Consider the following 11,915-nt stretch of genomic DNA (forward strand, 5'->3'; position numbering starts at 1 on the left):
CGCCGCGCTGCCGGACTGCGTCCGGTGAGCCGGCTCGCCCGGGGCGCGCTCCGCCGTACGCCCGCCTCTGCGGCCGCGCGACGCGTCAGGCGCCGCCAGCTTGCCGTAGGCCAGACGCCGCTCCTCCAGCGTCAGCGCCAGGCGCCGCCCGATCCGCTCCAGCTGCGGCTGCTGGCTCGGCGTGACGAGCGTGACGACGAGCCCGGTCCGGCCCATGCGGCCCGTCCGCCCGGCGCGGTGGACATACTGATCCGCCTCCAGGGGCGGATCGACATTGACGACGAGCGGCAGCCCTTCCACGTCCAGCCCGCGCGCGGCGACGTCGGTCGCCATCAGCACCTCGCAGCCTCCGCTGCGAAAGCGCGCCAGCGTGCGCGCCCGGCTCTGCTTGTCCGCATCGCCATATAACGCCTCCACCGCGAAGCCCTCGAAGGCCAGCTTGGACTCCCAATTGCCGATCTGCGCCGTCTCGTTGACGAACAGCAGCGCCGGAGCAAGCTCCAGGTTGCGCAGCAGCCGCCGCACCGTGTCGATCTTGTGCCGCTGATCCGCCACTACATAGACATGCTCGACCTGCTCCGGCAGCGCGCCCGCGTCGATCGCGATCCGGACCGGCTGCTTGAGCCAACTGCCCGCCTTGTCCGCGATCGCGGCCGGCATCGTCGCCGAGAAGCACGCCACCTGCGTATCCCGGCGCACCGCGCGCAGGATCGCCTCCGCGTCCTCGGCCGTCTGCTCGCCGATCACGCGGTCCACCTCGTCGATGACGACGCTGCGCGTCTCGTGCAGCTTGAGCTTGCGCGTGCCGAGCAGCTCGCGCAGCCGGCCTGGCGTCCCGACGACCAGCTGCGGATGCTCGCGCAGCTTCTCCAGCTGCCGCTTCAGCGCGGCGCCGCCGATCAGCGGCAGCACGCGAATGCCGAGCGGCTCGCCGTAATCCTTGGCCACCTGCAGGATCTGCATCGCCAGCTCTTGGGTCGGCGCCACGACGACGCTCTGCACCTCGCGCAGCGCCGGGTCGATCCGCTGCAGCAGCGGCAGCAGATAGGCCAGCGTCTTGCCGCTGCCGGTCGGCGCCTGGACGAGCGCGTCCTCTCCCCGCAGCAACGGGACGATCGCCTCGCGCTGCACCGCTGCCGGCGCCGTCAATCCCTGCTCCGCGAGCCGACGACTCAGCGCCTCCGCCACACCCAGCTCTTGCCAATGATTCGTCATATCCATCTCCGTCCTTTTCGTCCCTTACTTCTGATTCAGCCAGCGCCCCGCCACGCGATCCGCCAGCCGCGGGAACAGCTGGTACAGCTTCGCCCCGGCCGCTGCCATGCGCGGCAGATTGACCTCCGCTCGCGGCCGCTCGATCACGCGTACGATCGTCCCGGCCACCCGCTCGGGCGACATCATGAACCAGCGCACGTTCGCCACATAGCTCCCGTCCGGATCGGCCTGTTCGAAGAACGGCGTATCGATCGGCCCCGGATTGACGACAGATACCGCCACTCCGGTTCCCGCCAGCTCCAGCCGCAGCGCATTGGCGAAGCCCAGCACCGCGTGCTTCGTCGCGCTGTAGCCGGTCGACTTCGGCGTGCCGAGCTTGCCCGCGATCGAGGCGACCGTCAGGATCTGGCCGCCGCCGCGCGCCAGCATGTGCGGGAGCAGCGCCTTGGTGCAGCGCACCATGCCCATATAGTTCGTATCCATCATCGCTTCGTAATGCGCCAGCGGCGCGTCGACAGCCGCTTCGAACCAGCCGAACCCGGCGTTGTTGACGAGCACGTCCGGCACGCCATGCTCGGCCCGCACCCGCTCCATCGTCTCGGCTACCTGCTCGCTATCGGTCACGTCGAGCACGTAGGCGGCGTGCGCGCCGGCGACCGCTTCCGTCGCCGCGCGCAGCTTGTCCGCCGAGCGGCCGGTCAGGATTGGCAGGGCGCCGCGCTGCGCCAGCATGACCGCCGTGCGCAGCCCGATCCCGCTGGTCGCGCCGGTGATCAGCACTTTTTTTCCCGTTGCCATCGCATTGCCCACCTACCCGTCCTAAGGTGACGTGCCACATATCCGCTCTATTCTATCATTGCCCCGGACAATAGACAATGTGGCGCGGCATAGCACGCAAAAACGGCGGTGCCAGGGTCATCCCCGGCACCGCCGCGCAGTATCGCCGTTAATCGATCAAGTCGGAGCTTCGCAGCAAGGCTTCGATCAGCTTCGCCGTCTCGGCCCTTGTCACTTCTTCTTGCGGCGCCAGGCGCGCGCTGCTGCGACCGGACACGATTCCGGCCTGCAGAGCGGCGGAGACCCCGTCCCGCGCCCAATCCGACACGTCGACCCCGTCAGCGAACGGTTGCAGCGCATCGAGCGAACGGTCTTCCGTCGTGGCGGTCAAGCCGGTCAGCCGCATCGCTCTGGCGATCATCGTCATCGCTTGCTCGCGGCTGATCGCAGCATCCGGACGGAAGGTGCCGTCCGCATAGCCGTCGATCAATCCGTACGCCGCTGCGGTCCACACCGCAGACGCATACCACTTCTCCTGTGGCACATCGCCGAATGTCATCGATTCGACCTCTAGCTTCAAGCCGAGCCCCCGTACCAGAATGGCCGCAAATTCGGCGCGCGTGATCGCTGCGTCCGGGTGGAACAGGCCACCGCCCACGCCGTCAATCACCATACGCGAGCCCATATTATTAACAGCTGCCTCGGACCAGTGTCCTGTCACATCGGCAAAAGCCAGCGGATGCCAGACAAGCGCATACGTGCTATTGGTCATGCTGTTGATCGAGGCGTAGGTACGGCCCTCGACCTCCACGACACGGGTCGGGACATGCCGCACCGTGCCGTCCGGCTCCACGACAATCGCGGTCGTAATCCGCTGCGGATCGGTCTCGTCCGCGAGGACGATCGTCCGATTGACATAGGCGTTGAACTGCGAGACTTCGACAGTCTTGCCGCCATACGAAGCCGTCACTGTAAAGGCCAGAGGAGGGGCGACAACCGTCAGATCCTGTTGATCCGCCGCTGCCTCCACCAGACCGGCCGACGTCTCGTCCGGCGATGCGATGCGAATCTCGATGGTCATCGCTTGCAGCGCCGCCTCGTCGACAAATGCGCGAGCGATCGCATCAATATCGATTTCTTCTGCAGGCAGCGTATACGTCGCCTGTTCCGTTTCGATCTGGATAATCGCGAGCCGCTGCTCCATGTCCTTGACCATCTGACCGTCCAGCCGGGCTGCTGCGGCGCCCTCGCCTGCGGCAATCGGGACGGTGATGACCGCACCCGCGTCCTCGGCAGCCAGACGCTCCGCCAGCGTGACCGGATCGAGATCGACCGTTGCCAGACTCTGACCATTGACCGTCGTCAGCGTCAACGTACCCGCAGTTACGACCTCGCCGTTGACTCGCACCTCTGCGCCGCGATTCGTCTCCGCCGGCGCCGACGGCGAATTCGTGCTGCGCGGTCTGCTTGGCGTGACGGCATTCGACGCTTGCGAGGCAGCGCTGCTGCCGACCGCATTGCGCGCCTTCACTGTGAAGGTGTACGCCGTGCCGTTCGTCAGCCCGTCTACGACGATTGGACTGGCTTCGCCGGTCACGACGCGGCCCCCAGGCGCAGCGGTCACTTCATAGCCCGTGATCGGGCTGCCGCCGTCATCAGTCGGCACGGCAAAGCTGATCGTGGCGCGGCCATTGCCGCCCTCGGCGACGACCGCAGTCGGCGCCGCCGGCACGACAGCTTCATCAGGGTCTACGGGGTCTACAGGTTCCTCAGGATCTACCGGCTCCTCCGGGTCTACCGGTTCTTCCGGGTCTACAGGTTCCTCAGGATCTACCGCCGTCCACTGCGCGTACAACGTTACCGCCGCTGCGCCCATTTCGAACGTATCGCCAGCCGCATAGGCGGACCCGCCGCCATTTGCCGCCGTATTCCACCCGCCGAACGTGTAGCCTGTCTTCTCCAGTTCCGCCGGCTGAGCCATGACCGTCACCGTCTCGCCCGCCGCATAGCTGGCGCTATCGATTGGCGCCGCGCCGGATGACTGGCCGTTGCCGTCATACGTGACCGGATAGGTCTGCACAGGGATTACGGTTATGCTTCCCTCTGTCAACGTCTTTTGCATTTCCACCGCCGCTGCGTCAGTCGCCGTGAAATGAGAGACCTGGTCCTGCACCACCGTGAGCGGCTTCATCCCATATTCGGCCCCGTCCTTGATCCGAAAGGTCACCGTGAACAGTGTACCCATGGCAATCGCCGCGTCGCCGCCTGCGGCATCCGCCCAAGCCGTCTTGAGCCACCCGGCGGTATTGTCCTGGTGAGAGTAGAAGTAGTCCGCGCTGCCCTCGATGTCTACGACTTCCAGTGCTTGAGCGTCAAAATCGATCTGCATGCCGTAAGACGCAATGCCCGAAGAGGCCTGCTGAACCGACACCTCGACGTCGACCTCCTCTCCCGGGTGCCCGTCGACTTGAGCGATTGCCAGCTCCACCGTTGCGGCCGGGGCTGGCAGCACGTTCACGACACCGTTCTGCCGATCGCCCGCCTCGATCGTTACCGGCTCCGTATCGGACGTATAGCTTGCCGTATCGATGGTAATCGTCGAAGCGCCCGGCGCAGCATTCGCCTTGATGACAAAATGCAACGTCAGGAGCTGTGTCCGCTCGCTCACAAAGCCGAGATACGTCGCCGAAGCGGAGATAGCTCCCGCCTCCGACGTATCCGTATCAGAGTTTATCATTGACTGAATCGGCTCCTGCACGACCGGGTCCGTGGGCGCCGGCTCCAGCACATTCGCATCATATTCGATCCGTGTGCTGTAGGCGTAGAACGGATAGTCGCCCGGATCCATATATACCGCGACCGCTACCGTATCGCCGGGCGCACCCGATCCGTCGCCGATCTCCATCGTCACCGGCGTTGCCGCAGTTGCCCATGCGGCGGATTGCAAGGAAAGCATCAGGACACAGGTCATCATAAGTGTCAAAAAGCCGGTTTGAAGCTTGCGACGCTTTTTCGTTCGATTTTTCAAGCTGTTCCACCTCCAAGTATTCTTCGTTCGTCCCCGTTACGCGACCGCGCCGAGATAAATCATCATGATCATCTGAACATCCGTGTTGTCGAGTACCTCATTGCCATCCATATCTAGGATTTCAATTTGCAAAGGCGTCAATGTGATTTTCCCTTGCATATACTTGGTGATGAACAGCGCATCCGCAGGCGTGACCTGGCCGTCCCCGTTGATGTCTCCTTTTAGATAGGCGGGCTGCGGGCTATAGACGGCTGCGCGCAGCTGGTAGATCGAACTTGCATACTCCAGCCAGAACGCATACACATCCCCGCCCATTCCGATCACTGAGACTTGATCCGCCATATTTTGAGTGACCTTGTTTAAGCCGAGCGCCGTACCGCCGTCCAGAAATGTCCAGCTCGCATCCGACTCGTCGAAGCGTGCGACGTGTACTTGCTGAGCCGAAAGTACAGGCGGCATGTAATAATAAGCCTCGGTAAATCCGATATGCAATTGTCCGTCAATGACCGCCAGCGCCGGTTTATTTGCCGCTTGATTCGAGTCGATGTTCAGCCCGGCAGCCCCGCCCCCGTCCACGAAGCTCCAGCTTTCGCCATCGTAAGCTTTGACACGCACCTGATTGCGAGTCTCCCCGGCTTCCTGCCAAGCGACGTAGAGCTTGCTGTTGTGATAGGAAGCCACAGGCTTCTCGGCCTGCTTGGTCTCATCGTAATTCAGACCGTTATCCTGCCCTCCGTCGATCGAGGTCCAGCTCTCCGTAGTGGGATCGTACATTTTTGCCCGAATCTGCTTCGTGCCTGCGGAGGTGCCGCCCGAACGTTCCAGCCAGGTGGCGTAGAGCTTGCCGCCGCCGCCGGCGAGCACGATTTCGGCTCCCAATCCGCCTCCGTTTTCGTAATGGTTCAACCCGCTGGCCAGCCCGCCGTCGGCCCACTCCCACTGATTCTGAGCGGCATCGTATTTTTTCACGTGAAGTGCGGTGCCGCCCCCGCGATTTTCCTGCCAGCCCACATACAACGTCTCACCGTCGGTCGCCATCGATACCCAGTGAAAATCTTGGCCCGTATCGTAGTTCAAGCCTTCTGCTTGACCGGCCCATTGCCAGGCTTGCGTTTGCGGATCGTAAAATTTGACATGCAGCTGGAATTTGCCGGTGTCGTCCTGCTCCTGCCAAGCGACTGCAATTTTCCCGTCCCATGCGGCGATTGCCACTTCGTTGGCCGGCTTGGACGGATCCGCCGATAGCCCATCCGCCCCGCTGACCAGCGTCCACTCGCTGCCATCATAGCTGGATACGTAGATGCGGCCTTCTCCGTTGTAATAATTGCTCGTCTCGCTCCAGGCGATGTAGAGCTTGTCATCCAGCACAGCCGGTTTCGGCCGATTCGCGCTGAGCCCCGAATTCTCGTTCAAGCCGATCGTTGAGGCATTGCCGTCAATGAATGTCCAGTCCTCCCGCTCCGCTGCGGCAGTCCCGGACACCGCCAGACTGAGCAGCAATACGATGACCAGCCAGCCTTTTTTTAACTGCTTCATCCCACTTCCCCCTTCAGACCCAATTATTTCGACAAATACCTTCACCACTATATGAGATATAAGCATTTATAACCAGTTACAAATCGTCACGATCTTTTAGGGTTTAGGTATAAAGAACTAAAAAAGAACAAGCACGGATGGTTTTCCGCGCTCGTTCTTTTACTGTTTCCAATCGGGCAACGCATCGGGGGTCGCATACGCAGGTATGGCAAAGTAAAAAGTACTGCCTCTCCCTGAATCGCTGCGCGCGCCGACGCGACCGCCGTGCATTTCAACAATTTCTTTGACAATTGCCAACCCGAGTCCGCTGCCTTGTTCGTAGCCTTCCCTTTTCTTATAGAACCGACGGAAGGCCTGCTCCAATTCAGCGGCATCCATGCCGATCCCATTGTCCTGAACCTCTACAATCAGCTCACGGCCGCCGGATTCCTTGTTCTGTTGAATAGATGCTCGCACAGCAATGACATTGGAACGGTCACGGCTGAACTTGACCGCATTTTCGCAATAATTTTGCAATACCTGCATCAGCCGGTACCGATCCGCATGGATCCATAGCCCATCCTCCGCCTCCTGCCGTGTATCGAGCCGGTCGACATGCAATTCGAACGCTTCGCGCTGCAGTTCCGTTCGCAATTGCTGTAGAGCAGGCTCCAGCCATTGCCTGGCAGCCATCCATTCGAACCGGAAGCTGCGGACGGGGGACTCAAGCTTGGCGAGCTCGTACAGATCATGGATGAGCCGCTGGATGTATTCGAACTTGTCGAGCATCTGCCGGATGAGGTCCTTGCGATCCGATGTAATCTTGCCCATTTCCATAAGACTGAGATGCGTCTGCATCCCGATGAGCGGCGTCCCGAGATCATGCGCGATATTGACGAGCATCGTACTGCGGTTTTCCCGGAACTGTTGAAGCTCCCGATTTTTTTCACGCAGCAAATACGTGCGTTCCGCCACCTTATGCTCCAAACCCGCGTTCATCTCCTTGAGCGCAAGACGAAGGGCCGCATTGCGCCGCGCCAGCTGTGAATAACGATACGAAACAATTGCGGCTTGGGTCAGCAAAAAGAAGATGCCGGCCGGACCTAGCAGTTCAACTGTAGGCAGCAAATTCGCCCAGTAAAGAGAATCGTTAATGAGGGCAATGAAAAATAACACCATGGCCGCCAGGTTGATCCACGAGCCCTCGCGCCTGCGCAGCGCGGCTTTGATCCCTACATAATAGACAAAAAACACAAGCAGCACGGCCTTGGCCACGGACTGCAGCAACATCGTGTCGGTGTAAACATAGGCAGGAAACAAGAGGATATACCCCGCTAGAGCCGCCGTAACGGCGTACGTCAGTTTCAGCATACTCTGAACGGACTCCTGGGGATACATCCGCTTGACAAATATAATTAGAAAAAGAAAAGCGACAAGCTCCGCCAAGTATTCACATTTTACTAAATATTCCCAATCTCTTGATTTGAAAAACATTTCCGCCAGGTAGGTGTCCATAAAAAACGTGCGCGCCGCAAAAGCGAGAAAGACGATTCCCAGATATAGCGCAAGTCGTTCCCGATTCCGAGTAAGAAAAATGACAAGGTAATAAAGTCCCATGGCCATAAATGCGCCGATGATCAGCGCATCGTAAAGCATAGCTCGACTCGCGACAGCAAGCATGCCTTCGGCATCGCCATATCCCACAGCCTCGTAAATGCCGGCTTCCCGAAAGGCGAAATTCGAGACGTGCATCACGATATCCACGACTGGACGTTTTACTTCAAAAGGGATCAGACTCGTCCTGATATTCGGACTTTCCGCTGTCCGACTTTGACCGATGACGCCTTCACCGCCCTTGTGCTCTCCGTCGATCCAGATGCGAAAGGCGCTGCCGATCGCCGGAATGTACAGTGCGCGGCTCTTGCCCACCTCGGATTGCGGCAGCAATATACGCAGCCGGTACGTCGCATAGCCGTAATCGCTCGCTCCTGACTCGGCTAGCCCGTCCCAGGAGGACGGAACCTGAATGAAAGCCTTGGCATCGTTTGCCGCAGCGTCCATATCGGCTGGTGAAATGAATTGCCGCCAATCAAACGCCCATTCGCCGTCCAACGCAATGCGCTGCAATTGGGCGCTCGACGCTCCGCGCAAATCGAGTACTCCCTGTACCGCTTTGACTTCGTCCGGGGTTGCTTTTGCAAATGCACACGGAACCGCCCAGAGGAGAAACATCCAATATCCTGCCAAAAATACGATAGCCCGTTTGCGCATACGACCTCCCTTTGTCACTATCCTACTAAAAGATTGAGGCCGTGCCTAGCTGCGAAGTATAATAGAAAGCATATAAGCCTATCATATAAGTCCAGGATGCGGGAGACAGAAAGGGGAAGGTATGCCGAATCCGTTGCACGTTCTGATTGTCGAGGATGACGAATTACTGAGGAGCGGCCTTGAACTCATTATTGATTCGGAGGAGGATATGCGGACGATCGGCACTGCGGCAAACGGTCTCGTCGCCCTCCAAGCGGTAGAAAGCTTGAACCCGGATATTATGCTGCTCGATCTCAAAATGCCTGAAATGGGCGGGATCGCCTGCGTGAAGGAGATTCGCCGGCGCGGCTTTACGCTTCCCATTTTGATCTTGACGACCTTCAACGAAGAAGATTATATCTTTGAGGCACTGGCTGCCGGTGCTAACGGTTACCTGTTGAAAAGTCTCGATTTTCGCAAGCTGGTGCAAACGATTCGAGACGCGATGAACCACCAGTATGTGCTTCCGGTCGAGGTGGCGGCCCAGGTGGCGCAGTATGCGGTAAACAACAGCGATTTTCGTAAAACGAAAAAACGCGCGCGATTTTTTGAATCAACCACCGTCTTTACCGCCAAAGAACGTCAAATCATCGCCATGCTGCTCGACCGGTACACCACCAAGGAGATTGCCGAAAAGCTGTACCTGTCGCAAGGCACGATCAAAAATAACTTGAGCATTATTTACAGCAAGCTGGGCGTTCAAAGCCGGCTGGACGCGATTGCGCGCCTTGAAGCGTGGATTGACAACCAGGGGGACAATTGACGCCAGGATGCCCACACGCAACAAAAGCCTGCTGTGGCACCGTCGGCCGTCGGTCCGCACCGGACGCGAGACGCCAGTACAAGCAGCGCTCCGCTTGCTGGCTTGCACACTTGCTGGCTTGTGGCACGCTTGCATGCGTGCTGGCTTGCACACTTGCTGGTTTGCCGGCACGCTTGCATGCATGCTGGCTTGCACACTTGCTGGCTTGTGGCACGCTTGCATGCATGCTGGCTTGCACACTTGCTGGTTTGCCGGCACGCTTGCTCGCAATGCAACCTCCTCTCGGAGCGGCTCGTCCGCCTAGCCATCAAGCTGCTTTTGTCGCTCGGCCCTCGCTTCCCCGGCGACGGAGCCGGCCGATGCCGGTGCGCCATCTAGCGGCAATCGCACCTCGAATTGCGTGCGCAGCGCATCGCTCATGGCCCGAATCGTACCGCGATGACGCTCGACGATCTGCTTGGCAATGAAGAGGCCGATGCCGGTGCCTCCGTCGCGATACGTGCGGGCCTTGTCCCCAGTGAAGAACATCTCGAACAGATGCGGCAGCTCCTGCGGCGGAATCTGATCGCCATAATTCACGACGCTTACGACAGCCTCGCCGTCTTCGCTGCGGCATTCCAGATCCACATAGCCGCCGTCTCTGCCATAGCGAATCGCATTTTGGAGCAAATTCTCAAACACGCGGGCCAAGAGCTCGCCGTCCGCCCATACCGTCACCGGCGTCCCGGCCTGTAGCCGCGCCGTCAGGCGGGCCCTTTCGAAGACGGGGTAGAGCTCCTCGGTCAATTGCAGCAGCAGTCCGCCGAGGTCGATTCGCTGCAGCTCGAGCGGCAGATTGCCATAATTTAGACGCGTAATTTCAAACAGTTCGTCGATCAGCTTCTCCAGCCGCTGCGACTTGGCGTATGCGATCTCCGCATAATGGCGAGCTTGCTGGGGCGGCAGGTCCTGCTCGCACAGCATCAGATCGAGGTAGCCGAGCACGGAGGTCAGCGGCGTCCGCAGATCATGCGCGAGGTTGAGCACGAGCCGCTCCTTGCTCGATTCTGCAAAATCGCCCCGCTCCTGCGCTTGCTTGAGCTGCTCGGCCGCCAGGTTGAGATCCCGGGCAATTCCGCCCAGCTCGTCCTCCGTCCGCACGGCTACCCGGTGGTTGAAGTCTCCGCTCGCCAGCCGGTGGATGCCGCCCGACAGCTCCTGCATATAAGAGGAGTAACGCCGCGTGAACAGCAAAAAAAACAAGATCGACAACGGCACGAAGAGGATCAAAAAGAAATTGACGTCTCCGACCTCCCGCATCCAGAAGCGGACCTGCGCCAGCGGATCCTCCACCCGCAGCGTATGATAATACAGCTGCAGCACCCTGTAGATGGAATAGGTAATGACGCCGGAGCACAGCATGCTGAGCCCGAACATCGCCAGCATTTTGAAGCGAAAGCTGCGGAATTGCTCAGCCATTGAACGAATACCCCACGCCCCAGACCGTTTTGATCCATTGCGTTTTGGGCTCGTCCTCGCCCAGCTTTTTGCGCAGCATGCGGATATGCACCATGACCGTATTGGCGCTCTCGAAGTACGCCTCGCCCCAGACCCGCTCGAATATGGCTTCCGTACTGAACACCTTCTTCGGGTGACTGGCCAGCAGATGCAGGATGTCGAATTCCTTGGGCGTCAGGGCTACCGTGCGGCCGTAGAGCTTCACGCTGCGCCGCTCGGGATCGACCGTGAGCCCGCCCGCCTCCACGACGGACGAACGGACCGACGGCGCGGTATTGAATTGCGTCGCCCGTCGCAGCTGCGCATTGACGCGCGCCATCAGCTCCATCGGGTTGAACGGCTTCGTCACATAGTCGTCGGCCCCGCCGACCAGCCCGGTAATCTTGTCCAGGTCCGTGGCCTTGGCGCTCAAAAAAATAATCGGAAAATGATAACGCTCGCGAATGCGGCGGGTCAGCTCGTAGCCGTCCATGCCCGGCATCATGATGTCCAGCACGGCCAAGTCAAAATCATGGGTCGATAAAGCCGCGTACGCCTCCTGACCGTCCGCCGCCTTGACGCAGCGATATCCTTCCTTTTCCGCGTGCAAGGCGATCAGATCGGCGATCTCCCGTTCGTCATCCGCTATCAAAATCGTCGCAGCCTTCATGCGTCCCGCCTCCCTATCCTGATATTCGCAAGTATACCAGATTCGTCCTACTCCCACACGGTCACCACGACGCCGTCCGTATTGTTGCCCGAGACGGTGTAACGCCCGTCCGCCGGGACGCGAATCGAACGCGTCTCGGAGAGCGGATAATAGGCAATGTG

The 11,915-nt window shown here is 60.0% G+C and carries 8 protein-coding genes; 1 reads left to right on the top strand and 7 read right to left on the bottom strand.

Annotated elements, in window-relative coordinates; all coding sequences use genetic code 11:
• The 5 genes from IDH44_RS24855 to IDH44_RS24875 form a co-directional block, all read right to left on the bottom strand.
• The coding region (locus IDH44_RS24855) for a DEAD/DEAH box helicase (RefSeq protein ID WP_190921524.1) at positions 1 to 1,215 on the bottom strand (1,215 nt) is incomplete at its 3' end.
• A 24-nt stretch (positions 1,216 to 1,239) separates the two neighbouring features.
• Positions 1,240 to 2,013 carry an SDR family NAD(P)-dependent oxidoreductase gene (locus tag IDH44_RS24860; RefSeq protein WP_190921525.1) on the bottom strand — a complete coding sequence of 258 codons (774 nt, stop codon included), beginning with the start codon at positions 2,011 to 2,013 and terminating at the stop codon, positions 1,240 to 1,242.
• 148 nt (positions 2,014 to 2,161) lie between these two features.
• On the bottom strand, positions 2,162 to 5,020 hold the full coding sequence (locus IDH44_RS24865; RefSeq protein ID WP_190921526.1) for an S-layer homology domain-containing protein: 2,859 nt from the start codon (positions 5,018 to 5,020) through the stop codon (positions 2,162 to 2,164).
• Between the two features lie 36 nt (positions 5,021 to 5,056).
• Entirely contained in the window at positions 5,057 to 6,556 is a 1,500-nt protein-coding gene (locus tag IDH44_RS24870; RefSeq protein WP_190921527.1) for a dockerin type I repeat-containing protein, read from the bottom strand.
• 159 nt (positions 6,557 to 6,715) lie between these two features.
• Positions 6,716 to 8,806 carry a sensor histidine kinase gene (locus IDH44_RS24875; RefSeq protein ID WP_190921528.1) on the bottom strand — a complete coding sequence of 697 codons (2,091 nt, stop codon included), beginning with the start codon at positions 8,804 to 8,806 and terminating at the stop codon, positions 6,716 to 6,718.
• A gap of 121 nt (positions 8,807 to 8,927) precedes the next feature.
• Between IDH44_RS24875 and IDH44_RS24880 the strand changes: the two genes are divergently transcribed.
• The gene (locus IDH44_RS24880) at positions 8,928 to 9,608 is read left to right on the top strand and encodes a response regulator transcription factor (protein ID WP_190921529.1); all 681 of its coding nucleotides are present in this window, start codon (positions 8,928 to 8,930) and stop codon (positions 9,606 to 9,608) included.
• A 300-nt stretch (positions 9,609 to 9,908) separates the two neighbouring features.
• Here IDH44_RS24880 and IDH44_RS24885 read toward each other — a convergent pair whose 3' ends face one another.
• Complete coding sequence (locus IDH44_RS24885; RefSeq protein WP_190921530.1) at positions 9,909 to 11,066, bottom strand: sensor histidine kinase; 1,158 nt, start codon at positions 11,064 to 11,066, stop codon at positions 9,909 to 9,911.
• A complete protein-coding gene (locus IDH44_RS24890) occupies positions 11,059 to 11,754 on the bottom strand; it encodes a response regulator transcription factor (protein ID WP_190921531.1) in 696 nt (231 codons plus the stop codon). Before IDH44_RS24890 ends, IDH44_RS24885 begins: the two co-directional genes overlap by 8 nt.
• Between the last annotated feature and the right edge of the window lie 161 nt (positions 11,755 to 11,915).

The sequence above is a fragment of the Paenibacillus sabuli genome (genome assembly GCF_014705605.1).
Taxonomy (GTDB): domain Bacteria; phylum Bacillota; class Bacilli; order Paenibacillales; family Paenibacillaceae; genus Paenibacillus_D; species Paenibacillus_D sabuli.